We start from the raw sequence: 24,906 nt of genomic DNA, 5'->3' as shown, positions 1-24,906 counted from the left end.
GCTGAAAAGTTGAGTAAAGGCGACTTATCTGAGGATCACGCGCCAGGCCAGACGTGGCGCGGGTTAAGCCAGTACGATTAAAAACCCCCAAACTGGTGTGTTTCGAAAGATGACTATGAGACGAAGCTCTCATTTCTTCGTCTATCCTTAGTCTATACGTTCAAAACAAGGAGCACGTCATGCCTTACCAAACAATCAATCCGTTCAACAATAAGCTCATCAAAGAATATCAAACACATAATGACCAGCAAGTTGAGCAGACGCTGAGTGCGGCACATGCCCTTTATAAGTCTGACTGGGGTCAGGGCGACATGCAGCAGCGCTTGAAAGTCCTGCATAAACTGTCAGACCTGATGTCATCCCGCGTAGAAGAACTCGCAGAAATCGTCAGTGTCGAAATGGGCAAACTGATTGAGCAAAGCCGCGCCGAAGTGAAGCTTTGTGCTGAGATCGCAAAATATTACGCCGATAACGCAGAAGCGTTCCTCAAACCCGTGCCTTACAAATCCAGCCTGGGCGAAGCTTGGGTGGAACATAGCCCGATTGGTGTGATCATGGCCGTTGAACCGTGGAACTTCCCGTTCTATCAGTTAATGCGCGTGCTGGCACCGAATCTCGCGGCCGGTAACAGCGTTATCGTCAAACACGCCAGTATCGTTCCACATTGTGCGGAAACCTTTGAGAAACTGGTGACCGAAGCGGGTGCGCCAAAAGGGGCTTACACCAACCTGTTCATCTCCCAGGATCAGGTCGCGAATATCATCGAAGATGACCGTGTTCAGGGTGTCGCGTTGACAGGTTCTGAAAAAGCAGGTGCCGTTGTGGCTGCCAAGGCTGCCAGTAAACTGAAGAAATCAACGCTGGAACTGGGCGGTAATGATATTTTTGCGGTTCTGGAAGATGCAGACATTGAGCATGCTGCCAAAGCCGGGGCGCAGGCCCGTGTTTCTAATGCCGGTCAGGTTTGTACCGCCGCCAAGCGCTTTATCATTCATGAGAAAGTGGCCGATGAGTTCCTGAAAAAATTCACCGAACACTTTAAGGCACTGAAAATCGGTGATCCGTTAGAGGCCAGCACCACGCTTGGCCCACTCTCCTCCGCCGAGGCGTTGAAAACGCTCGCCAGGCAGGTTGAGCAAGCGGTTAAAAACGGCGCCAAACTGCACGTCGGTGGTAAAAAAGTGGCGGACAACCCAGGTAACTTCTTTGAGGCGACGATTCTGACCCACATTACCCGTGACAATCCGGCCTATTTCGAAGAGTTCTTCGGCCCGGTCGCGCAGGTTTATGTGGTCAAAAATGATGAAGAGTTGGTCAAACTGGCCAATGACTCAAACTATGGTCTGGGCGGCGCACTGTTTACCCAAGACATGAATCGTGCACGTCAGCTGGCGACGAAAATTGAAACGGGCATGCTGTATGTCAACTCTCCGACCGATACCGCGCCGGAGCTGCCATTTGGCGGCGTGAAGCGTTCCGGTTTTGGCCGTGAGCTGTCCGATCTGGGTATTAAAGAGTTTGTGAATCAGAAATTGGTTGTCCTGGCCGCTAAGTCTTAATTTCCTCCCTCATGACCGCTTCCCTCTCAGTAACCTGAGAGGGAAATCAAATCCCTCCGACTTTCCAACGCGTCATTCCCGAAGCCTTGACCCATGACAAAGCACGGCCTGCCTCATTCTCTCTATAATCGTGGCCGTTTGTCCTTCCACGGGTATATCAACATGGCTTATGAACTCAATCTGAACTGGCAAGAATTTTTAGAAAAGTACTGGCAAAAACGACCGGTGATCTTAAGAAAGGCGTTCATTGATTTTATCGACCCTATTACCCCTGACGAACTGGCCGGGTTGGCGATGGAACCTGAAGTGGACAGCCGTCTTGTCAGTCATGCCAAGGGTGAATGGCAGGCCAGCAACGGTCCGTTTGAGCATTTTGATGGTCTGGGTGATACAGGTTGGTCACTGCTGGCGCAGGCGGTAAACCACTGGCATGCGCCCTCTGCGGAACTGGTCCGCCCTTTCCGCGTGCTGCCCGATTGGCGTTTAGACGATCTGATGATCTCCTATTCCGTCCCTGGCGGCGGCGTTGGGCCTCATATCGATCAATATGACGTGTTTATCATTCAAGGCATGGGCAGCCGTCGCTGGCGTGTCGGCGATAAATTACCACTCAAACAGTTCTGCCCGCATCCGGCTTTGTTACACGTCGAGCCTTTTACACCGATCATCGACGAAGACCTCGAGCCAGGCGATATTTTATACATCCCACCGGGTTTCCCACACGATGGATTTACCCATACCGAAGCGTTGAATTATTCAGTGGGTTTCCGCGGGCCTAACAGCCGGGACTTAATCAGTAGCTTTGCTGACTATGCGCTGGAAAACGATCTTGGCGGCGAGCACTACAGCGATCCTGACTTAACGCTGCGCGACCATGTAGGCAACGTTGAAGAGTATGAATTGGAACGCGTGCGTCGCATGATGCATGAGCTTATTGACCAGCCAGAAGATTTTAAGCAGTGGTTTGGCCGTTTTGCGACCACGCCGCGACACGAGTTGGATATCGCGCCTGCCGAGCCGCCTTATGAAGCACAAGAAATCGCCGATGCGCTGATGCAAGGTGACAATCTGAACCGCCTAAGTGGCCTGCGCGTGCTGAACGTTGGCGAACGTTTTTTTGTTAACAGTGAACCGCTGGAAACATCCAACCATGACGCCGCTGATGCATTGTGCCGTTTCACTCTGATAGGCCGTAAAGAGCTGGGAGATGCACTGCAAGACCCCGCTTTCCTTGCTGTACTCACCAATCTGGTTAATCAGGGTTACTGGTATTTTGACCAATAACCCCCCTGTTTAACGACGAAAATAACAACCAAAGGCAGCATCCATTAACCATGGGCTGCCTTTGGCATTCATGGAAGGACAGGGTTATTACGGACGATAAAGCTGCACGGGGACTTTCGGCTTACGCGGTTTATCGAAGAGCTCGATGTCTTCACCATGAATATATTTAGCCCGCAGAATAGATGAAATCTTATCCATCGCCATCACGATCACCACTAAAATCAGGGTGATGAACATCACCACGTCCCAATTCCATAATCGCATATTCTCGGCATACACCAGACCAATCCCGCCGGCACCGACAAAACCCAGCACCGCAGCGGAACGGGTATTGGACTCAATCTGGTATAGCGACAGTGCAAGGAAGGTCGGGAAGGATTGTGTGAAGATGCCGAAGCGGTGAGTTTGTAACGGCGAAGCGCCCAACGCCCGCAGCCCACGGCTTGGCGAACGTTCTACGGCTTCGTGACCCTCGGCGTAAAGTTTACCCAGCAACCCCATATCCTGCATGATAATCGCCAGGACACCGGCCAGCGGCCCCATGCCAACGGCGCGCACGAAAATCAGCCCCCAGATCGCCATATCCAACCCGCGCAGCACGTCCAGCAGGCGGCGAACCACCAGCGATATCGGACGCAGCACCGGGGTAGACATCACATTACGCGCCGCCAGAAATGAGAGCGGCAACGCAAGCAATGTGGCGGTGATCGTTCCGGCAAATACGATCGCCAGCGTCATGGCGATCTGCCCAAAGTAGTACATCAGCGGCCACTCAGAGAAGTTATGCCAAACAAACATGCGCATAAAATAGCGGCCAATCTGACTGGTTCCACGTACAACGGCCTCCCATGGAATGCCGTAAAAGGTAAAAAAATAGAGATAATACAGAACGATAAGCACAGCAAAAATACTGAGATAGCGCAGATAGCGGCGCTGAGCGGCAAACAGGTGGGGATGATCGCGCCTGATGTCAGCCATTGCCGACGGTGTCAGTGCTTTAGTCAGCATCAGAAGGTGCCCTCTACTGCGCGTTTACGCAATTTTCCAGATAAGAAGTCCATGACGGAAACCACCAGAATGATCAGCAGCAACGTCATGCTAACCTGGTCGTAACGGTCAAGCTTGATGGAGGTCATCAGCTCCTGGCCGATGCCACCCGCGCCCACCAGACCGAGAATCGTGGACTGCCGGAAGTTGATTTCAAGACGCATAAAACTGTACGAAAGGAAGATGGGTTTGACCTGCGGCCATATGGCGAAGCGCATACGTTGCAGACGCCCTGCGCCACAGGATTTCAGGCCACGCACCGGTTTGTCCGATGCGGTTTCAATAGATTCGTAAAACAACTTTGTCAGGCTACCGACGGTATGTAACGTCAGGGCAATAAAACCCGGTATCGCACCGATCCCAAACGCCATGACGCACATTACCGCCCACGCCAGTTCAGGCATGGTGCGCAGAAAAGCCACAAAGGTACGGATGCTGAATTTCAGCCATTTGGGCGAGTCAGTGTTACTGGCGGCCATAAAAGCCAGTATGATCGCCAGCGCGGTCGATAAGATAGTGGAAGAGAGCGCCAGTTGAATGGTTTCCCAAATCAGCGGCAACTGTATATTTAGGCGGTAACCCCAATAGGCCAGCGAACCTTGAGTATGAGCATCGGCAAACAGCAAGGACCAATGTAATACCGGCACCGTTTCACCAATGTAATCAAAGAAATGCGGTGCAGAAAGAAATACCGTTTTCAGATTGAGTTCAGAAACATTGCCTGACCACAAATAAAGCACCAGCATCAGCCCTGACCAGACCAAGGCCTCACGCTTTTGCTTACCGCGTATTTGCTGATAATAACGATTGAAATCTTTATTCAAAATAGAATTCCGGTTTTATCTGGAAATGTTCATCTATACGATAGGGGTTATTGTCGCAGGCAATTTGGATGCGGGCAGCGCACAGGATCCAGAGCGTACATAAAGTACGTGAGGAGTCCGGGCACTGCCGCATTCAAAGTGGCAAGTAAAATAGTCTATTAACGGCTGCCCTTGGTGAGCTCTCGTTTCATATCGATAATCTGTTGATATTCGGCCAGCGTAGTGTCACCAATATGCATTTTACCGCCAGAGGCTTTAATCCAGCAGGCGTGGTCGTCTTTATCCAGTTTCTTAATAGCGGCAACCAGCTTAGTTTTGAATTTTGGTGGTAAATCACTGCGAACTAAAATCGGGCCATTGGGAATTAACGGCGATTCCCAGATAATACGGATTTTGTTCATCAGATCAGGTTGATCCATACGGATCATGCGGTTGAAAGCACCGGAGGTATAGCCTGTTGCGCGATCGCCAATCATTGAAGTCCAGGTCACTGCGCCGTCAAACTGGCCATTCAGCACACCGAGAATATCTTGTTCATGACCGCCGGAGAAGGTCACGCTGGAGAAGAAATTGTTATATTTATTGTCAGTATTGCCGCCAAACTCTTTCTTGAAGGCGTAGTTCGGGATCAAATAGCCTGATGTAGAATCAGGATCAGCAAAACCAAAGGCTTTGCCTTTCAGGTCAGACAATTTTTTGTACGGGCTGTCCGCTTTCACGACCACCACAGAATGGTAACCACGGGACTGGTCAGTGTCATCAACCGTGATGCCGATAATATCTACAGCTTTAGGGTTATTAATATAAACCGAGGCGAAGGCGGAAGGTGACATACTTAATACCATATCCACTTTCCCACCTAATAACCCCTGAATAACACCGGAGTAATCAGAAGAATTACGCAATTTAGTGTCGACATGTAACTCTTTATCGAAGAAATCTTTTACACACTGATTATCGCCGATTTGTTGAGTCGCATTTTGCCCACCCAAAATACCTAAATTCAGTTCCTTTGGTGCATCTTCTGCCATTGTGTGCATCGCGGTCAATGACCCAGCTACCAGGACTGCCAGACGTAATAATTTCTTCATGTAATATATGGCCTTGTGTAGAAGGAGATAAAGTTGAGATAAATAAAAACAAAAAAATGATATACCGTTATATTTAATTACTGTGCTTCACCATCCTCCCCATATAACTGCTGGAGAATGTCATCATTTAATTGATCAGGATGACCATCAAATATTATCTGCCCTTTGGCAATACCAATAACCCGCGTGCAGAAGTCTTTAACCAGTTCAACGGAATGCAAATTCACCATGACGGCAATATTCTCATCACTGACTTTTTTCAGCGCATTCATGATCCGTAGGGTATTTTTCGGGTCCAGCGAGGCCACCGGTTCATCGGCCAGCAGGATTTTCGGATTCTGCATCAGTGCACGGCAGATCGCCACACGCTGCATCTGGCCGCCTGAGAGATTCTCAGCACGCTGAAGCGCATGCGGCAACATATGTAACCATTCGAGCAACGATATCGCGCGAGCGCGGTCTTCGTCGTCAAACTGGTTAAAGAAAGATTTTAACGTCGAGGTTTGGCTCAGGCGACCAAGCAACACATTGGTCAGCACATCAAGACGCGGGACCAGGCAAAAGTCCTGGAAGATCATGCCACAACCCGCACGCCAGCGGCGCAGCGCTTTGCCGGTCAGGCCCGCCAGTTGTTGTTGCTCGCCATTTTCATAGTGGCAAACCACACTGCCCTCTGACAACGGGATCGTACCGTTAAGCACATGCAGCAACGTCGATTTCCCCGCGCCAGAACGGCCAATCACGGCGACAAACTCGCCGGCATGCAGGTCAAAATTGATGTCGTTAAGTACACGCTGACCGGATTTATAGGACTTCACCAACCCTTTTACATCCAGGACTTTGTTCTGCTGCTGTGGCCTGGCCTGAGGATATTCAGCCTGTGCCAGCTTAAGTTGAGCTTGCGCCATGATGCTGTCTCTCGGTTGCTTAAAGATTATGCTAGTCATTAAGCGTGAGTTTTATGACACATTGATGATGTTTTAATGGTTTTCTGGTGACGTTAACCTTCCCCCGGTAGCATTTAAGTCTATGATTATTTCTGATGCCAATTGCGCTCAAGCGACAAACTGAAGGAGAAGAAATGAGCATTTATCAGGACAATCAGGGGCTGATTTTGCGTCTGAAAGAGATTGCTGGTAGCCGTCACGTATTAACGGGCGACAGTAATACGGAACGCTACCGCAAAGGATTTCGTTCAGGCGGCGGTAAAGCACTGGCTGTCGTGTTCCCGCAGACCTTGCTGCAACAGTGGCAACTGCTGAAAGCCTGCGTCAACGCCGACAAAATTGTCATCATGCAAGCCGCTAACACCGGGCTGACCGAAGGTTCAACGCCCAGCGGTGACGATTACGACCGTGATATTGTGATTTTCAGCACCCTAAAACTCGACCATATTGAACTGCTTGACGGCGGCAATCAGGTGATTGGCTTTCCCGGCAGCACATTGTACAAGCTGGAAAAAATCCTCAAACCTTATGAGCGCGAACCCCATTCAGTGATTGGTTCTTCGTGTATCGGCGCATCGGTTGTGGGTGGAATTTGTAATAACTCCGGCGGTTCACTGGTAAAACGTGGCCCGGCTTACACCGAGATGGCGCTGTATGCACAAATCGACGCTCAGGGTGAATTACAGCTGATTAACCATCTGGGGATCGCTCTGGGTGATACGCCGGAACAGATGCTGACGCGGCTGGAAAAAGGCAATTTCAAAGACGAAGAGATCAGCCACGACCAGCGTCAGGCCTCTGATCATGACTATGCAGCGCGGGTACGTGATGTCGAAGCGGATACACCGTCGCGTTTTAATGCTGACCAGCGCCGTTTGTTTGAAGCCTCCGGTTGTGCTGGCAAACTGGCCGTATTCGCCGTGCGCCTCGATACCTTCCCAGCCGAGAGCCAACAGCAGGTCTTTTATATCGGCACCAACAGCACCGCTGTGTTGACCGAATTGCGCCGACAGATTCTGCGTGATTTCAAAAACCTGCCCGTCGCCGGTGAATACATGCACCGCGACATTTTCGACATCGCCGAAGTCTATGGCAAAGACACTTTCATGATGATTGATAAACTCGGCACCGACAAAATGCCGGACATGTTCAGTGCCAAAGGCAAATTTGACGCCCACATCAGCAAAGTGCCGTTCCTGCCGAAGAACATTAGCGACCGGGTAATGCAGTGCATCAGCAAGGCCCTACCCAACCACCTGCCACCCCGGATGAAGCAATACCGCGACCGCTACGAACATCATCTGTTGTTGAAAATGTCCGGTGCAGGAATTGAAGAGGCGCAGGCCTTCCTTACCCAATTCTTCAGTGAGAATGAGGGCGACTTCTTCGTATGCACCGACGATGAAGGGAAAAAAGCCTTCCTGCATCGCTTCGCTGCCGCCGGTGCCGCAGTGCGCTATCACGCTGTGCATGAGAAAGACGTGGAAGACATTCTGGCACTGGATATTGCGTTGCGTCGCAATGACCCGGATTGGTTCGAAACCCTACCGCCGGAAATCGATAATCAGTTGGTGGCGAAACTCTATTACGGCCATTTCATGTGCCACGTTTTCCACCAGGATTACATCGTCAAAAAAGGGGCCGACAGTCAAAAACTCAAACATAAAATGCTGGAAATCCTCGACGCCAAAGGCGCGGAATACCCTGCCGAACATAACGTCGGGCATCTATATTTGGCAAAACCCCATCTGAAAGCTTTTTATCAACATGCCGACCCGACCAACAGTTTTAACCCTGGGATTGGGAAGACGAGTAAATTAAAAAATTGGCGAGGTTAGTACAGATTTTTATACCGGCAGTTCAACAATAGAGAAGCAGAAACAGCTCAGGCGCGTTTATAAACCGAGGCGGTTTCTGTTCCCGGTAGTGTCCGGCGTTCCCTGATGAAACAGCAATTGCCAGCCAGTACCTTCGGTCAGTGTCCAGCATGATGAACGCAACGCAGCACACACATTTCCTGCGCCACTGCGCACCACGGTTTTGTATGTCAGGATCACACATCCTGCATTGACCGGTTGCAGGTTAAAATCGGAAGCGACAATTTGCGGTGCCGCGGCTTCAGCGGTCAACGCGGCAATCGTTTCCTGCCGATTAGTGAGAATACCTGAACGGGTGATCTCCATAAAATCCGGGTGCAGTATCTTTTCCAGCCACAGGCGGTTGGCGCGTTTAGCATCATGAAGACTGCATTCAAGGTCTTTGATTTCATTTAAATGCATAGGTATTTCTCCCGATTCAATTTGCCCATGTCACAGAGATAGCCTAAACCCGTGGAGGTCGTTCTTGAACAGACGAGCTATTGTGATCAAGGAGTATCGTTCTTCCTACCCAAACCCTATTTCATTAACAAAAGATGACATCGTGGTTATCAGCCATTGCGATCTTGAATGGCGTGGCTGGGTATGGATCCAGCTCGCTTCAGGAAATGCGGGCTGGGCACCGCAACAAATATTCTCGCCGGTATCTTCGAACCACGTCATCTGTATGGAAAATTATACGGCACATGAGCTATCTGTTATTACCAACGAAATCCTCATGGTGGAAAGATCACTTAATGGATGGTTCTGGGCGATCAAGGGCTGTGGAGAAGCAGGTTGGGTACCACAAGAATATGTCGAGCTGATCTAATCACTGCAACGGGTGATGTTGCTCATCGTAGTGATCACGCTCAGACACCTGATAAAAAATAAAGTGCATCGGCAAGTCTCTGTCTTGCATCACTTTCTCTTCGTATTGGCCCTGGGTCAGTGAGCCAATAGCCGAACGCCAAAAGTTCAGCGCAGGGATATTCTCAAGCAAGACGCGCGTCTGCCAGAGTCCTGGTTGCCCGGTCACCGCCAGGCGAAAGGCTTCCTTCCCGACGCCTTGTCCTTTGAATTTGCGTAATACAAAAAATTGATCAATATCGAAACGGTCGACATTATCAGGATAACGGCGTAACAAGCAGAAACCGGCTAATTCTTTGTCGTGATAAATGAGCCAAGGCCAGTGATGTTCATCTGACCAATAAGGTTCCAATAAAGCCGGGCTGTATTCATAGCGACCATCGAGGCCACAAGGCCACTGCCCCGATTCGGACAAATCGTAAACATAATAGGTAAATAAGTTCTCGACGATATGGCGATATTCTTTTGCTGGTATGAGTTGAACGGTTCCCATGGTTATTCCATTACATTCGCGAGATTGTTCTACGGTTTTTATATTCAAGTGCAACCACACTATAGCGGCCCAACGCAATTTGCACCTCTCCCTGCTTGCACCGACAAAAAAGGCCGCTTTCGCGGCCTTCGTTATATCAAAACACTTTTAGCGCTATGACTTCGCGTCTGGCAGTGCGTAAGCGATGATGTAATCTCCCAGCTTGGTGCCGAACGAACCATGGCCACCGGCCGCGATGACAACATACTGTTTGCCATTCACCGAGTAAGTCATTGGCGTCGCCTGACCACCTGCTGGCAGACGAGCTTCCCACAGCTTGTCGCCGTTGCTCATGTTGAACGCGCGCAGGTAGTTGTCTGCGGTTGCCGCGATGAAGAACACGTTACCGGCGGTGGAGATCGGCGCACCCAGCATTGGCATGCCCATTTTGAACGGAAGCGGAAGCGGTGAGCTGTCGCGCACGGTGCCGATACGTTGTTTCCATACGATGTCGTTGGTTTTCAGGTCAACCGCCGAGATGTAACCCCATGAAGGCTGTTTACACGGCAAGCCCAGCGGAGACAGAAACGCGTTTAGGGTCACCGCATAAGGCACACCGTACTGATGCTGAATACCTGATTCAGAGCCCGAACCGCCCTTCTCGTTAGGTTCAGGTTCGATCGGGTTGCCTGGACCACGCGGGATCAGTTTAGACACAAACGGCAGCGCAATGGGGTTAGCAATAGCCAGCTGACGATCAGTATCAACAGAGATACCGCCCCACTCGAACATCCCGAGATTACCAGGGAAGACCAAAGTACCCTGCTCAGATGGCGGCGTGAAGGTGCCTTCATAACGCAGTTTATGGAACATCACACGACACATCAGCTGGTCGTAAATCGTCGCGCCCCACATGTCTTTGCCAGTCAGCTTGGCTTCCGGACGGAAGGTCAATTTGGAGAATGGCTGAGTCGGGGACACATGGTCGCCCTTCGCCGCGCCTTGCGGAACCGGCTTCTCTGGTGCATCGACGATCAGCTTACCGTCACGACGGTCCAGCACGAAGATGTTACCGGTTTTGGTCGGTACATAAATCGCAGGGACTTTGTTGCCGGATTTGTCAGTGATATCCGCCAGCGTTGGCTGCGCCGGAACGTCCATATCCCAAAGGTCGTGGTGGACGGTCTGGTAGAACCATGCCAGTTTGCCGGTGGTCGCATTCAGCGCCAGCAGACCGCTCGCATAACGTTCCATATCCGGCGTACGGTTGCCGCCCCAGATGTCCGGCGTTGCGACGCCAATGGGCAGGTACACCAGATCCAGTTTGTCATCATAAGACGCAGGTGCCCATGAGTTCGGCGAGTTGGCCGTGAAGTGTTCACCATCCGTTGGCAGTTTGTTCGGATCAGAAGCACCCGGATCAAACGCCCACAGCAGTTTACCGGTCTCTACGTCGAAACCACGGATCACACCGGAAGGCTCGCGAGTTGAGAAGTTATCGGTCACCGCACCGGCCACAATAATCACAGATTTGGTGATGATGGGTGGTGACGTTGGCTCGTAGTGACCTGGCACTGCGTTAGGCATATTGTTTTGCAGGTTCAGCTCACCGTTGTTACCGAATGCCGGGCAGCGTGCGCCGGTTTCAGCGTCCAGCGCGAACAGACGGCCATCGTTGACAGGCAAAATGATGCGGCGTGCGCACACAGCAGGTGCCGCGCCGTTCGCTGCATTGCCTTCGGCGGCAGGCGTGGTCTCATGATAAGACACACCACGGCAGGTCACGTGCTGGAAGGTCGGGTTCGGCTTGAGCTGCGGATCAAATTTCCACTTCTCTTTACCGGTTGCGGCATCCAGCGCAAACAGCTTCTGGTGCGGCGTACACAAGTACAGCATGTCGCCGATCTTGATTGGCGTCACTTCGTCGGTGATTTCGCCCGGATCGTTGGCCGTTTTCAGGTCACCGGTACGGAAGGTCCACGCAACGTCGAGTTTGCTGACATTCTGATCGTTGATCTGGCTCAGCGGCGAGTAACGGGTACCGCCCTGAGTACGGCCATAGGCTGGCCAGTCACCGTCAGGAATGCCGGAATCTGATTTCGCCGGTGCGGAGTCTGCGGCTTTAATCGTGCCGTTGATCACCTGCGGGTCATTGAAGATGGCGTAACCGAGCACCGCCACGGTGAAGACCAGTGACAGCGCCAGTGCACCGCGCGCGAAAGCGTTTTTAGCCGCCATCTGGCGGTAAACGAACGGCAATATGATCCACAGACCGAGGAAGAAGGTCACGTCCAGACGCGGCGTCAGCGCCCAAAAATCCGTGCCCACTTCCCAGACTGCCCACACCGTGGTGCATAACAGGAACACGGCATACAGCAATAATGCAGAAGCCTGACGGCGATACAGCAGCCACGCGGTTACCAGCGAAACTACACCGGCAATAATGTAATAAAGAGAACCACCTAATTTTGCCAGCCAGATACCGCCGACAAGAAGATAAATCCCGCTTAACGCGGCGAACAAAGCGGTAATTATAACGACGATGCGTGATAACGAGGCTTTCGTTTCCATAGTTGATGACCTTACTGATTTTTATAATTGTCGATTTAGAATGAGCTAAACCTTCAAGAACATCCGGCTCTCACCGGGTGTCATTCCTTGCGAATGCTGCCGGGCTTTAACAGGTGCAAGTGCAGATGTTTTGGCAGCGCTGCGTGGTTCATAGAAATAAGACATTACTGGAAGCTATAAGAAAGCGTAGCTCCACCGCCGTAGTTCCTGCCAGCTGCAGGTTCAAAATAGCGACCATTACCTTCGTTGACGATCACTGAACCGACATAACTTCTGTCAAACAGGTTGTCGACGCGGGTGAACAGGTCGAGCGCCACTTTGTCCCAGTTAAAGCGGTAACCCGCATTTACGCTGGCGACGGTGTACGCCGGTGCCTGCTCGCTGTTCTCGTCATTGACTTCAATATCACTCATGTAACGGACATCCGCACCGGCGTGCCAGCCATCGACCGGTGCCCACTCTAATGAAGCGTAGCCCATGTTGCGGGCAATCCCCGGCAGACGGTTGCCCGCTGGCGTGCAGTCGCCGGATCCACAGGTCTCGTTGCGGAAGGTCGCATCGAGTAAGGTCCAGGTCATCTTCACGCGCCAGTTCTCTTCAATCTGTTGATCCAAAGAGAGTTCCAGACCGCGACGGCGGGTTTTCCCGGCATTGGTATAGCTCGAACGGCCACCGACGCTTTGGGCGACAATCAGCTCATCATCGGTATCTGTCTGGAAGACGGCGGCGGTCACCAGACCATTGCCGACGCGCCATTTGCTGCCGAGTTCGACGGTATTGCTGGTCGAGGGTTGCAGGCCGAGGTTCAGGCCGGCGTTGCCGTCGGTGCGGTATGAAAGTTCATTGATGGTCGGTGTTTCAAACCCTTTACCTGCGGAGATATAGGTATTCAGCGCCGGCGTCACCGCGTAGTTCAAAGACGCCATCGGCAGCAGTTTGTGATAACGACGCGAACCGCTGTCATCCGGGTTGGTGCCAGTAATGTAGTAATCGGTGGAATCGAAGTTCACCGTGCTGTAGCGCGCGCCGACGTCCAACGTCCAGCGTGGCGTCAGGTTCCACGTGGTTTGCAGATACGGGTCGAGGTTCCACATGACGTTCTTTTCGTTGCGGCGCTCATTGCCCTTCACGCCCAAATCGCCCTGGTCGTTGAAGTTCTCATAACCGAAACGGCGCTCGGTCATGGTTTCATAATCCACACCGCCGGTAACCGAGAACGGCACGGAGCCGATCTGGTCATCATGTTTCCAGCGGGTATCCACACCGGAGTATTTACGTTCAAGCACGATCACGCCGCCCGCGTTAAGGGGATTTTTCTGCGCCGTGGCCGGAATGGTCTGGTATTGCGTGGTGTGACGCTCGCCGTGGTAGGTCATTAGGCTGAATTCGTCATGCTCTGTCATCTGACGCTGATAGCGCAGGCCGACCTGCGTCTGGTCGAGGCTCTTGCGGGCGTTGTACTGATCGGCGCGCGTCGCCTGTTTCGGATTATCGTGCCATTCAGACTCTGTCAGGCCGCCCGGATCGTTGGCATCGATGGAAACGCTGTTGAACATCAGCGTCAGGGTGCTGGCGTCATCAATACGCACGCCCAGTTTTCCGTTGCCAAGATTTTTCTGCGTGCCGCTGTGATCGCGGTAACCGTTAGTGGTGAAACGGGAACCGGAAATGAGGTAGTTCACGTCACCCGCATGAGTGCCGTCGCCGGTCGCTCCGCTGGCTTTTATGCTGTTTCGGAAAGAACCGTAACTGCCGAAATAGGTTCCGGCTTCGAGGGTCGTCGGTTGCGAACCGGTTTGCGTATCAACATTAACCACGCCGCCGGAAGCATTGCCATACAGCGCCGAGAAAGGCCCACGCAGCACTTCAACCCGATCAACAGAATTCAGATCGATATTCGACGTCTGTCCTTGCCCATCGGGCATGGTGGCGGGAATACCATCGACATAAATACGCACACCACGCACACCATACATTGAACGGCTGCCGAATCCGCGTACCGAGAGCTGTAAATCCTGCGCATAGTTTTGTCGGTTCTGCACCTGCAAGCCAGGAACGCTGCCCAGACTTTCTGACAGATTGACCTGCGCTTTGCTGTTACGGAAATCCTCACCGTCGATCACGCTGACCGCCGCTGGGGTATCCAGTTCGGACAGGTCGCTGGCATCTTGTTTTTTAATGATCATCAATGACGATGAATCGGAGGTGTTCTCTGAGTCACCTTTCGGCGTATCGGTTGCTGACACCGCATAACTCACTGAGATAGGGCTTAAAAATGACAGGAAGGTGATGATAAAAACAGAGGTTTTGGCATTCACTTTAGGCGTTCTTTTGTTTTTAGCTAAAAACGCGAGTTGACGGGCCGATTTAAATTACGACACACATCCCATTTTTAGACGTTTGGAGTAGACAAAAAACCATCAATCTGATTGAGAGTCAGGAAGGTGTTCACTATAGTTTTTTTCTTCCTGTTAGTATATACGCAACTTTACAAATATAACTTTTTAACAAAATAGCGCACACAGAGTGCACTGAAAGGTTTGGCAATCCATGCCAGCGATGGCTTTGCCGTTACACTTTCCGGCTCCAGACGATCATGTGGGAAAGCGCATAGACCACCACCCCCAGAAAAACGGCGGGAGTGAAGCTCTCCAACAGGTGTCCGGGTTGTGCTTCGGAGTACATCATGAACCCCATCGCCGCAAGGCTCATCATGGCACTCGGCGCGTGGAACCATCGGGTGAAACGTTCTTTTTTCGCTTTATAGGCAGCAAACTCTTTAGCAATGCGTTCCAGGGCGTTGCTCAGCCTCTCACAGTCATCATAATTATTGCGGGATTCCTCCGCTAACTGGCTGTTTTCATCTTCCAGTTCAGCGATCTGTTTTTTCAATTTCGCCGTTTCATTTTTCGCAGACAACCCTTCAAGCTCTTCGAGTTTGAGACTCGCGCGAAGCCGAGTGATTTTACGGTTAGCCTCTAAGGTCAATTCTTTCTGCTGCCCGAGCAGTGCGTAGTTGCCATCCGCCCTGCGGTTTGATGCGTGGCGTTTATCTTCTTCCTCACGCACCCGGCAGTTAGAGTCGGTTTCCACCTGGTTTAAACGCTGTTGCAGGGCATCGCGTGTCGAAGCCAGTGCGGCCATCTGGCTGCCGATGTAGGTGATCAAATCATTCGCCGCATCCAGCTCGACAGAATTTGAATTCCCCGCTGTCCACTGGCGTGTGCGAATCAATGCCAGCTCGTCGGCGTACTGTTTTTTCTGTATTTCTGACTGTCGTTGTAGTTCTGTCATCCGCGTATTCAGGCGGAGGATCTCCGTTTTCATCCGCTCAACATCTTCTGCATTGCTGTTGCTGACTTTACTGCGTGTCACGGCAAGTTCGTTAGTCAGGCTGCGAACCTGCCTTTCCAACATGGCCAGCTTCTCGAGCGTGACGGCGGAGTCCTTATAGATCGTTTTTGTCTTAGCTTTTACGCTGCTCTCTGCGTCGGGACGAATGAAGCTGACACCTTTGAGCGCACTTTCCACTTCTCGGGCGATGAAGATTTTATCCATCGTCTTCATCCGGTTGCAGGCGCTAGCCAAAAAACTGGCAGCTTCATGACCGTTAGTGGTTCCAAATGCTTGTTTGATAAGGCTCTGAATAACGCTCATTTTTGTCGCGCTCACTCGCAATAAATATTTAGGACACACCTAATACAGCGCTGATGTGTATCAAAATCCAATAACTCTGGGTATAAAAGAGGATTTCTTTTTTTCGGGCTATCTTAAGCGCGAGTATAGGCGGATTCATTGCGCCTACGTATGACAGGCAGCACTTTTTTGTTTAGCCACAATAGCGGACTTTAGGCAGGATGGCGCAGAAAGTAAGCCGGAGTCAGGTTAGCCTATTCCGGCTTTCTTTGTCGATGTGATGCAGAGATAGATCAGACTGAAGTGAGATCCCCGCCCGCAGGCGGGGAAATTGCATCAAAGCCTCAAAATAGTTTCGTTCCGTAACCCCACATCAATACGGTCAGTGCCAGCAGCAACTCCAGCACCAAAACGCCCATTGCCAACGTTGAACTGGAGAACAGAAATCCTTCGCGTTGGTCGATATTGAGGAAGTTAGGAATACCGAGATACAGCAGATAACCGCTGTAGCAAAGACCTATCAGCCCGACAAACAGGCATAACCAGACCATCGGGTAGAGCGCGACAATACCGCTCAGGAACATCGGCGTCGCCACATACCCAGCGAAAACGATGCAGCTATCGAGCGTTGGGCGGCTGTCATAACGGCGTGCCATCCAGTAGATTATCCGCCCCATGAGTGCCACGGCGCCCAACATCATGACGTAAAAAATTACGGCAATGTAGGCGGCAGTGAACAGGGAGACCAGCAGGTTCTGACCATCGCCAAAATTCCACCCCAGTTGAGTGGTACCGATAAAGGAACACACCACCGGGATCAGCGCCAGTAACAATACGTGATGATAATAAAGGTGTGAGACAGTTTCCCTCTCACGCTGGATTCGTTGCAGTTCAGGGCCGGGATGGGACATCAGTCCCCAGACATGATTGACCATAGTACACCCCCATCAACGCCGAAAGCCGCCAGCGGCGCGGGTGAAATATCCTTCCGGGATGCCGGGGACAGTAGTGTCTTGGGGCATAAAGAAGGTGGCGGCCTGAGTTAATTATAGTCCCCCATCGGCGATGTGCTTAGTTATGATCAAAACGGCAACATTCAACCTTAAGCCGCAAACATAACCTCACCGCAGTTATCCCCATCTTGTAAGAGCAATCCTGTTTGTCTTCTTTACCTTTATTTCCTGAATGATTTTCACCACCCTGCGCCTATAATGCTGAACATTATATAAGCGGTGTCTATCACCCCATCACCTTCGGAGCCACTTTGCGCATAGCCTGTTTACATACCGCCGACAGCAATATCGCGGTTTTCAACGCTACAGCCGACCAACTAGGCCTGACACCAGACCGGTTGTCTCATCATTTACGCCCCGATCTTTTACTGGCTGCGGCGAATGCTGGCGGGCTGACTGCCGACATTCAGCAGCAGACCGTCGACGTGCTACTGGAACTGGCACAAACGGCAGATCTGGTGTTGCTAACCTGTTCAACCTTGGGACCGGCCGCCGCTGTCGCCAGTGATCTGGCTTTGGTGCCGGTATGGCGTGTCGACCAGGCTTTAGCCATACAGGCGATGTCCCGAGCGGGCAAAACACAGGTACTCTATGCCGTGCAAACGACGTTGGAACCGACGAAAAAACTGTTTGAACAGGTTAACCATCACCCCCAGGCGGAAATGGAATTTAAGTGGGTTGAAGGGGCATGGGAAAAATTTATGGCCGGGGATATCGCCGGATATTTGCAGAATGTTGCTGCCGCTGCCGACCGTGCATTCCAGCAAGGTGTCGACCGGGTAGCACTGGCACAGGCTTCGATGTCAGGTGCCGCCGAATTAACTCAGTTTGGCGTGCCGCTCACCAGCCCGCGCTGTGGATTGCGTGTGGCCATTGAACATCTGCGCAAAAGGCAATTTGAGGAAGGTTAACAGCAAAATCTGCGATCTTGCCTATACTGTGTGAAGGATATCATCGGCTTACAGAAGATGATTTTACCGACAACACCATCTTGAGGGATAGCGCATGAAAATTATACTGTGGATCATCGCCATTATTTTTATTGTCGGTTTACTGACCCTGACCGGCGTATTCAAACTGATCTTCTAACCGGTTGTTCTGCCCTACATTCGATTTTGCTGAAAAAAAACCGCCTACAGCTAACACTGAGGCGGTTTTTTTATATTAGTGCATCACGAATACATGGTGGGGACTGAAAATCCATGTCGGCGGTACCAAATGAAATAATTTCAGCCCTTTGGTAACGACCCCACTTGATTGAGGGAGAATCGGTCCGGTTAATGATGGTATCGAAGATACTGCCTCGTTCTGTCATTTTTGGCTTACCTCTCTCCATGAAGAATTCAACAAAAGCAATACCATAAAGGTGTAACTGCCACAATGTGCGAGGAATGGGCATTGACGCTGAAAGACGCTCTGTCCAGAAGTGCAACTAGCCATTTTTCGAATGAGGTCTCACCCTCAAGGTGATACTTTTTCAACAAGCGCAAGGCTGACATCAACCAAATGACGCTGACATCGGATTAACTTATCCTCGTATGTAGCATCAAATGATTGAAGATCTTTCTATGGGGACAGATATGAATGAACTCAGTATCGTGAGCGGGAAATTGCAACTTTTATCCATCATCGGAGATCCGATAGTTCAGGTAAGCGCACCGCTTATGATAAATACAGCGCTTCACACAGAAAATATCTCCGACGTGTTGATGGTACCGCTTCATGTAAAACCTATCGGCCTTCAGAATGTACTTGATGGCCTAAAATCTATGCTGAATTTTCGGGGGGCTATTATAACCATGCCCCACAAGCAGCGGACGCTTTCATTTATTGATTCAGCCAGTGAAACTGCGGTGGCGGTTGGGGGGTGTAATGTTATCAGAAGAGATAACGAAGGATTGTTGTACGGCGATATGCTTGACGGTGAAGGGTTTGCATTGAGTCTTTTGAATCGTGGGATCAATATTGAAGGTAGCAAGATTTACCTGGCTGGGACAGGGGGTGCTGGCTCAGCCATCGCACACGCCATGGCCGACCGAAAACCTGCTGAACTACTCATTTATAACCGGACGCTGGAAAAGTCAGTTGAACTGATTAAAAAGCTTTCTGGTCTTTTCCCAAATATAAACATAAATGTCGGTACTAACATTCCGGAACAGGTCGATATTGCAATCAATGCGACATCTTTGGGGATGGGGGAAAACACTGATTTGCCTTTCTCTATTGAAAAGCTGGGGCCAAAGACCCTTGTCTGCGACATCGTGATTTTTCCTGAAAAAACCCGTCTAATCAGTCTGGCTGAACAGCAAAAACTTCCCATTCACACAGGTAGAGCGATGCTTGATGCCCAGATTAAGTTAATGCTGGATTTCATGCTTCGTTTGGAAAATTAATGCTCCGTCAGGTTCACAACGTCCACTTATTTCACAACGCAGTTCAGCTAAAAGGCCGCCATCTTTTCTACGAGCAGTGAGTTCAACGGGTCAAGAGTGAAGGACGTCATGCCACAGTGAATACATCACGAACCGCGAGGTATTCTGACCGACGAGAAACCTGGCAGAACAACCGTGGTGCAAGCTGGCATTCTGATTCGTTAATGCGATGAGGAACTCAGTGCCGGTCTTTTGATATGATATCTGCGCATAAAAATCTGGAGCCAATCAGGGATAAAGACACAATAGTTACGTTGCTGAAATATAAACGCTGGATTGATTCCGAAACACTCCAGGCAATACAAGAGATAGACAGCTCCTTTTACGTGGAGAAACATCACCTGATGCTAAGGCTGATGAACCATATACACGTAGTGGATATGATTTTCAGAGCTAATATCACGGGTCAGCAACATGGTTACACGGCCCTGAATACACGAGAAACGCCATCATTAGATGAGCTTAAAGTGAAAATGGCCGAATGTACGGACTGGTATATCCAGCATGTCAACTCGATGACTGTAGCAAACCTCGGTGAAACGATTAAATTCAGGTTCGTGGATGGAGGTGACGGAGAGATGAAAGCCATTGATATGCTCAACCACGTGCTTTTTCACGGAACATACCATCGAGGCGCTGTAGGCTGGCTGGTTTCGGAATGTGGTGGGACACCTGCGAAGGACGTTCTGACCGTTTTCCTGAGGGATCATAACCAGTAAGATCATCCCGGTATAAGCGGTTTTCGTTGAGTAGTGACCTGAAAGCCGCTTTAAACATCCCAGCATTTTGGCGAGTGATCGGGTACTCCAATGATTCAGGAATGCCGCTTCTGACTCTCTGCTGCCCCCAGAAACATCTTTGATAGCTTTAAACGGAAGAGTGACTTTGGTTTTGCTGTCAAGCGCAGGGCTATATACTTCCGTGACTTTATTACCCTTAGCGCTTAATCAGCAAGCCGCCTCAACGGGATTATTAATTATGCTTGCGGCGTTGGGATGGGTTATCGGGGCAGCCGTTTGTGGCGCGAGATTAGCGAAGTCCGGTTACAGAAAAAATGCCTTTATCGGCATGCTACTGCTTACACTTGGCGCTTTCCTTGTCATGCCCGGCCTCTCGCACCAAAGCCGATATATTATTGCAGGCGCATTATTAATGATTGGTCTTGGCATGGGGTTTGCGGCAACCACCACGTTAGTCTTTACCCAAAACAAGGTACCGGCAGAACACCTCGGTGCCTGGACTGCAACGGTACAATTCTTGCGAAATATGGGCGCGGCACTGGGTGTTAATGCCCTCGCCACACTCCAACTGCGTTTATCTGAGGTCTATGCTTTCCAGGGATGCTTCGCCACGCTAGGGGTTTGCATGCTGGTTGGCTTAGTCTTTACGCTATGGTTGCCGAAAGGTTATTCAGCTTAGTATTTAAGAAAATGAAGGGAAGCAATGACGTTAGAAAACGATGCGCTTGTTATTGAACGTGTGCTCGACCGGGTAGATGAAGATGAGCATCTACCTCACCGTCACCCACTCGGACAGTTTGTTTTGGTGAAACACGGTGTGCTGCACGGACACACTCAGGAGCAACACTGGTTAATGAAGTCAGGCATGGCGGTATGGATACCGCCCAATACCCTGCATTCGGGGGAAGCTTATAATCGCGTTGACCTTACCGTCATGTATATCGCGCCGGAACTGTGTGATTCTTTTGTCTCTGAGGTCAAACTTATTGAGGCCTCCTTTCTGATAACCGCGCTGTGCGATCGTCTTGCCAGTGCCGATCGTCCGGTTTGTATAAAACGCCGTAATAACATGTTGCAGCTGCTGTTTGAAGAAATTGAGGAGATGCCAGCCAGCAATTTAACGCTGCCGCTGCCTAAGGATCCCCGCCTGAAAAAGGTCACCGACAGCCTGTTGGGCAATCCGTCACAGCGTCTCAGTCTGGCCCAGTGGGGAGCTAAAGTCGGTGCAACAGAAAGAACCCTGGCACGGCTGTTTCGTAAAGATACGGGTTTACGTTATACCGAATGGCACAATCGCATGCTGCTGGCCGTCGCGTGGCAAGGTCTGGCAAACGGCGCAACGAATGAACAGCTTTCGATGATGTTAGGATTTTCTTCAGGTGATTCTTTCGGTCACTGGTTTAGACGTGTGGCGGATAACTGTCCGGGGGAAGTTCGCCGATATTTACAGGCGCTGAATTTGAGTACTGCACATCAGGCTGATTAAGGTTGTCAGTTTTGTTCTTAAAGAAGTCATTTTTGAACATTCTTAACACTAACGCTCGCCAGTAATTTATCACGACTTATTGATTTTACTGGAAGAGTTACGATGAATTATGACCTGATTAAAGTTGTACATGTGTTAGCTGCCGTCGTTGCCGTCGGACCAATGATCTTTGCCCCTTGGTTATCCCGCAGGCTGAAAAACTGTCACGCCGACAACAAGGCATGGCTGTTAAGCGGACTGAATACCACTGATACTTATTACAATATTGCCGGGTGGGTGTTAATTTTGACCGGTATCGGCATGTTTTATCTGCAAGACTGGCACCGTATATTTCAGCTGTGGTTTATCCTCAGCGTCGTTATTTTCATCTTCGATTCTATTGTGGAAAAACGTATACGTGACCCGGCCAATGATGCACTCGCGAATCTCCAACCTAGTGATAGTCAATGGTCAGAGAATACCGACAGACTGCACCAAGCGGTCACTGCACAAATGCTCAGCACGGTACTCATTTTTGTTATCATGTTGGTTCACAGCCAGCTTAATTTTAATCTTCTCGACGCAACGCCATTTTCCAGATAATAAAAACGTGGTAGATAAGACTGAGCTAATAACCACCTCATTTTGACTGAGCCAATCGATACAGCACGTATCTTCGCTGCTCAAAAAGGACGCAAGGATCGAATCCGGCGTCCTTTCTATCAAAATATCGTCCCGCCTCAGCGTACCATGCCCCGCATTGCACACAGGGTAGCAAAGCGACTTCACGCTATCCTGAATGCGATGAAAAAACGGGTATCGAATGGGAATACGGAGTCCCTTAACAGCAAAATACGGCTGCTCAGGGACAAAGAACGTTTCAGGCTAGGCGTAATGTTCCACTATAGGAAACTGAATATAAATTTTTGAGCAAATCACTTAAGAGAGTTATAGAATTTTTTTTGCTGGTAATGTTGTATTCGCTCGTCATTCTCCTTTTCTTTTTCCTTTTGCCACATATTGCTGCATCCCGGATCGCTAGGGGTAAGGCAATATGGCGTTTTATCAGCTTGAGACTCACTTTTCTCCCAAGATAATGTTGACGTTGCTTCTGGTGGTAATAAATAGTCTTTATTATCATCAGCATAAAGCATACCGGGTGAAGCCGATACTGCTACACCATGAAGCAGCAAGATAAAGGGGGCATAAGCATAATTTTTTAAGCATGGCATGAACGTTATTCCTTTAAACGTAAATACATATGACATCCATATAGAAGTCTACATTCCTGATACGGCAAAAAGAGTAAGAAAGTTACAATATAGTGCTGTTGATTGTCACACCGTGATGCGAGATACATCCGCTTTTACCCTTAACATGGTTTCGTCTAGAGTTGCTGAGTGACTGAACTGCCATTTTCAGTGAATAAGACGGTTGCACTTGCTCCATTCACCAAAGAAAGTTGAGGCGGTATGTGACCAATATCAACATCATAAAGCACGGGAACAGCAATATCGCCAAGAGCGGCTCTGAGGGCGTCCATATAGTTATGCTTAGTCGGATCGCTTACGTCAGGTACCGCACTTCTACCGATGAGAATACCGCTTAAATTATTAAACCAACCCTGTAAGCGTAAGCTGAATAATGCGCGTGTTAATTCACAGGGAGCCATTTCCACGTTTTCAAAATAGAGAATAACGCCTTCACCGCTATTCTGTGCCTTGAATAAAGGTAGATTTCCGAACCGCGTACCCGCTAACCTCGATATTATTTCGAGGCAGCCACCAATTAGGCATCCACTAAAGCTGGCTGAAGATGTCACGCCATCAAGGTGTTTCCACTGTGTTTTTTGCGTCAGATTGAAACCTTCATTTGTCGCTGTTCCCCACTGATTTTCATCCGTTTGAAAGGCTTTTGAAGAATGCTGTTTAATAACAGTTCCTCGGGCAGATCCCAAAATTTCCCATACAGCCTGAGTGGTAGAATCTAACGCTTGAGCACCAAGATCCATGAGGTTCGGTCCATGCAGCGTTGCCCAGCCAGAAAGCGTAGTGAGTGGAAAATGAAGTGTACTCAGGTCTGAAAAGCCCACAAACCATTTTGGTTCAGACTCAGCTAACAGGTTGAAATCAATCAGTTCAAGCAGCTCCATAGCAAGATCGCCGCCCCATGGAGGCATAACAGCTTTTACTTCCGGATCAGTAAGATAAGACATCAGCTCGTCTGCTCGTGAGACTTTACAAGCGCTTTGATTTTTATGCTGCGAACGCAAGCATCTTCCTTCGCGAACTCGGAAACCTTTTTTCTTGAGATTAGCGATGGCAAGTTCCAGCCGGGGATGCAGATGCTGAGGTACACCAGAAGATGGAGCGGTTACCGCAATCAAATCTCCAGCAACCAGCTTGGGCGGAAAGCGAGCACTCATATTTAAAACCTTTTTAATACAAACGTGAGAATCCATAATCCATAAATTAAGCCTGGATGTAAAATCAGCTAATCTGCTGATTCACACAGCCTCATTTTTGCGAAGCGGATATTCATCACACGACATCCTCCCAGATACCTGATCGAGCGTGAGTACAAGGATCTGGCTGAATGACGCGCAGGTGCGTAGCTTGGTTGCATCACTGAAATCCCGACTGTAGAGCACAAATTCAGCATCAGGCAGCTCCGGCAATGCTAACGCGGTGGGAGAGAACATCTCTGTGGGATGAATAGCGGAAAGATTTAGGCAGCCAATACCGAGTCCCGCGGTAACCGACTCAGGTAAACCGCGCACTCCAGACGCGATAGGGCGAATAACATCAGGTCGGTGATGTTTTTTTAATGTCTGACAGGCTATCTTATGCAACGTGCAGCCTTCGGATAGCAAAGTAAGTGAAATCGGAGCAGACAGACTTTGTTGAGTACCCTTCGCTGCTTCAATCCACCGTAGAAGTTCGCGAAATAACACTTTTTCTCTTCCGGTCTTAGTGTGAATACCGCCGCCAGAAATCCTCATCACTATCGCTAAATCCAACTCACACACATACCCCATTGTTTTTCATTATCTCAAAGATGTCTCTATGGTAAAGTCAGTTTTCGAAGCCCTTTCTGAAG

The 24,906-nt window shown here is 50.0% G+C and carries 24 protein-coding genes and 1 pseudogene; 12 read left to right on the top strand and 13 right to left on the bottom strand.

All coding sequences use genetic code 11. The features are described from left to right. Positions 1–179: 179 nt before the first annotated feature. Positions 180–1,559, top strand: a complete 1,380-nt coding sequence (locus IEV89_RS01765) for an NAD-dependent succinate-semialdehyde dehydrogenase (RefSeq protein WP_188469801.1) — start codon at positions 180–182, stop codon at positions 1,557–1,559. Positions 1,560–1,721: 162 nt separating this feature from the next. Continuing rightward, complete coding sequence (locus tag IEV89_RS01760; RefSeq protein WP_188469798.1) at positions 1,722–2,843, top strand: ribosomal protein uL16 3-hydroxylase; 1,122 nt, start codon at positions 1,722–1,724, stop codon at positions 2,841–2,843. Positions 2,844–2,930: 87 nt separating this feature from the next. On the opposite strand, the gene phnE (IEV89_RS01755) is transcribed toward IEV89_RS01760, so the two are convergent. The 4 genes from phnE (IEV89_RS01755) to phnC all read right to left on the bottom strand — a co-directional run bounded on the left by phnE (IEV89_RS01755) (position 2,931) and on the right by phnC (position 6,713). Further along, positions 2,931–3,851: a phosphonate ABC transporter, permease protein PhnE gene (gene phnE / locus IEV89_RS01755; protein WP_188469796.1), complete on the bottom strand. Its 921-nt coding sequence runs from the start codon at positions 3,849–3,851 to the stop codon at positions 2,931–2,933. Continuing rightward, positions 3,851–4,714, bottom strand: coding sequence for a phosphonate ABC transporter, permease protein PhnE (gene phnE / locus IEV89_RS01750; RefSeq protein ID WP_188469794.1), 864 nt, complete (start codon positions 4,712–4,714; stop codon positions 3,851–3,853). Before phnE (IEV89_RS01750) ends, phnE (IEV89_RS01755) begins: the two co-directional genes overlap by 1 nt. A gap of 158 nt (positions 4,715–4,872) precedes the next feature. After that, positions 4,873–5,805, bottom strand: coding sequence for a phosphonate ABC transporter substrate-binding protein (gene phnD, locus IEV89_RS01745; RefSeq protein ID WP_188469792.1), 933 nt, complete (start codon positions 5,803–5,805; stop codon positions 4,873–4,875). Positions 5,806–5,882: 77 nt separating this feature from the next. Beyond that, positions 5,883–6,713, bottom strand: a complete 831-nt coding sequence (gene phnC, locus IEV89_RS01740; protein ID WP_188469790.1) for a phosphonate ABC transporter ATP-binding protein — start codon at positions 6,711–6,713, stop codon at positions 5,883–5,885. 173 nt (positions 6,714–6,886) lie between these two features. Between phnC and dld the strand changes: the two genes are divergently transcribed. Next, positions 6,887–8,590, top strand: coding sequence for a D-lactate dehydrogenase (gene dld, locus IEV89_RS01735; RefSeq protein ID WP_188469788.1), 1,704 nt, complete (start codon positions 6,887–6,889; stop codon positions 8,588–8,590). A gap of 57 nt (positions 8,591–8,647) precedes the next feature. Here dld and IEV89_RS01730 read toward each other — a convergent pair whose 3' ends face one another. Continuing rightward, positions 8,648–9,031, bottom strand: a complete 384-nt coding sequence (locus tag IEV89_RS01730; protein ID WP_188469786.1) for a nuclear transport factor 2 family protein — start codon at positions 9,029–9,031, stop codon at positions 8,648–8,650. Positions 9,032–9,095: 64 nt separating this feature from the next. On the opposite strand from IEV89_RS01730, the gene IEV89_RS01725 reads away from it, so the two are divergent. Beyond that, positions 9,096–9,440 carry an SH3 domain-containing protein gene (locus IEV89_RS01725; RefSeq protein WP_188469784.1) on the top strand — a complete coding sequence of 115 codons (345 nt, stop codon included), beginning with the start codon at positions 9,096–9,098 and terminating at the stop codon, positions 9,438–9,440. Here IEV89_RS01725 and IEV89_RS01720 read toward each other — a convergent pair whose 3' ends face one another. The 5 genes from IEV89_RS01720 to IEV89_RS01700 all read right to left on the bottom strand — a co-directional run bounded on the left by IEV89_RS01720 (position 9,441) and on the right by IEV89_RS01700 (position 17,092). Next, positions 9,441–9,971 carry a GNAT family N-acetyltransferase gene (locus IEV89_RS01720; protein ID WP_188469782.1) on the bottom strand — a complete coding sequence of 177 codons (531 nt, stop codon included), beginning with the start codon at positions 9,969–9,971 and terminating at the stop codon, positions 9,441–9,443. Between the two features lie 153 nt (positions 9,972–10,124). Next, positions 10,125–12,521, bottom strand: coding sequence for a glucose/quinate/shikimate family membrane-bound PQQ-dependent dehydrogenase (locus IEV89_RS01715; protein WP_188469780.1), 2,397 nt, complete (start codon positions 12,519–12,521; stop codon positions 10,125–10,127). A 164-nt stretch (positions 12,522–12,685) separates the two neighbouring features. Continuing rightward, positions 12,686–14,839 carry a TonB-dependent receptor PqqU gene (gene pqqU / locus IEV89_RS01710; protein WP_188469778.1) on the bottom strand — a complete coding sequence of 718 codons (2,154 nt, stop codon included), beginning with the start codon at positions 14,837–14,839 and terminating at the stop codon, positions 12,686–12,688. A 253-nt stretch (positions 14,840–15,092) separates the two neighbouring features. Beyond that, positions 15,093–16,079 carry a coiled-coil domain-containing protein gene (locus IEV89_RS01705; protein WP_229746333.1) on the bottom strand — a complete coding sequence of 329 codons (987 nt, stop codon included), beginning with the start codon at positions 16,077–16,079 and terminating at the stop codon, positions 15,093–15,095. A 422-nt stretch (positions 16,080–16,501) separates the two neighbouring features. Next, positions 16,502–17,092, bottom strand: a complete 591-nt coding sequence (locus IEV89_RS01700; protein ID WP_188469775.1) for a Yip1 family protein — start codon at positions 17,090–17,092, stop codon at positions 16,502–16,504. 329 nt (positions 17,093–17,421) lie between these two features. On the opposite strand from IEV89_RS01700, the gene IEV89_RS01695 reads away from it, so the two are divergent. The 8 genes and pseudogenes from IEV89_RS01695 to IEV89_RS01665 form a co-directional block, all read left to right on the top strand. Further along, complete coding sequence (locus tag IEV89_RS01695; RefSeq protein WP_188469773.1) at positions 17,422–18,081, top strand: aspartate/glutamate racemase family protein; 660 nt, start codon at positions 17,422–17,424, stop codon at positions 18,079–18,081. Between the two features lie 94 nt (positions 18,082–18,175). After that, the gene (locus tag IEV89_RS22060) at positions 18,176–18,259 is read left to right on the top strand and encodes a small membrane protein YohP (protein ID WP_019105993.1); all 84 of its coding nucleotides are present in this window, start codon (positions 18,176–18,178) and stop codon (positions 18,257–18,259) included. 461 nt (positions 18,260–18,720) lie between these two features. After that, complete coding sequence (locus IEV89_RS01690; RefSeq protein ID WP_229746332.1) at positions 18,721–19,563, top strand: shikimate dehydrogenase family protein; 843 nt, start codon at positions 18,721–18,723, stop codon at positions 19,561–19,563. 236 nt (positions 19,564–19,799) lie between these two features. Then, positions 19,800–20,321 (top strand): DinB family protein, encoded by a 522-nt coding sequence (locus tag IEV89_RS01685; RefSeq protein WP_188469771.1) that lies wholly within the window; start codon positions 19,800–19,802, stop codon positions 20,319–20,321. A gap of 160 nt (positions 20,322–20,481) precedes the next feature. Then, a complete protein-coding gene (locus IEV89_RS01680; protein ID WP_268235626.1) occupies positions 20,482–21,021 on the top strand; it encodes an MFS transporter in 540 nt (179 codons plus the stop codon). Positions 21,022–21,045: 24 nt separating this feature from the next. After that, a complete protein-coding gene (locus IEV89_RS01675) occupies positions 21,046–21,828 on the top strand; it encodes an AraC family transcriptional regulator (RefSeq protein WP_188469769.1) in 783 nt (260 codons plus the stop codon). Between the two features lie 102 nt (positions 21,829–21,930). Further along, positions 21,931–22,410, top strand: coding sequence for a DUF2269 family protein (locus IEV89_RS01670; protein ID WP_188469767.1), 480 nt, complete (start codon positions 21,931–21,933; stop codon positions 22,408–22,410). Positions 22,411–22,557: 147 nt separating this feature from the next. Continuing rightward, a pseudogene (locus IEV89_RS01665) lies at positions 22,558–22,737 on the top strand (transposase); the annotation flags it as partial. Positions 22,738–22,742: 5 nt separating this feature from the next. Here IEV89_RS01665 and IEV89_RS01660 read toward each other — a convergent pair. From IEV89_RS01660 to IEV89_RS01650, 3 genes are all read right to left on the bottom strand, one after another. Continuing rightward, positions 22,743–23,039, bottom strand: coding sequence for a cupredoxin domain-containing protein (locus tag IEV89_RS01660; protein WP_188469764.1), 297 nt, complete (start codon positions 23,037–23,039; stop codon positions 22,743–22,745). Between the two features lie 155 nt (positions 23,040–23,194). Then, positions 23,195–24,232, bottom strand: a complete 1,038-nt coding sequence (locus tag IEV89_RS01655) for a S66 family peptidase (protein WP_188469762.1) — start codon at positions 24,230–24,232, stop codon at positions 23,195–23,197. Between the two features lie 81 nt (positions 24,233–24,313). After that, a complete protein-coding gene (locus IEV89_RS01650; RefSeq protein ID WP_188469760.1) occupies positions 24,314–24,844 on the bottom strand; it encodes a type 2 periplasmic-binding domain-containing protein in 531 nt (176 codons plus the stop codon). Positions 24,845–24,906 lie beyond the last annotated feature (62 nt).

The organism is Hafnia psychrotolerans (assembly GCF_014639435.1).
Lineage (GTDB): Bacteria > Pseudomonadota > Gammaproteobacteria > Enterobacterales > Enterobacteriaceae > Ewingella > Ewingella psychrotolerans.
Note: the sequence above shows the minus strand (reverse complement) of the source record. Positions and strands in the feature narration are given on the sequence as shown.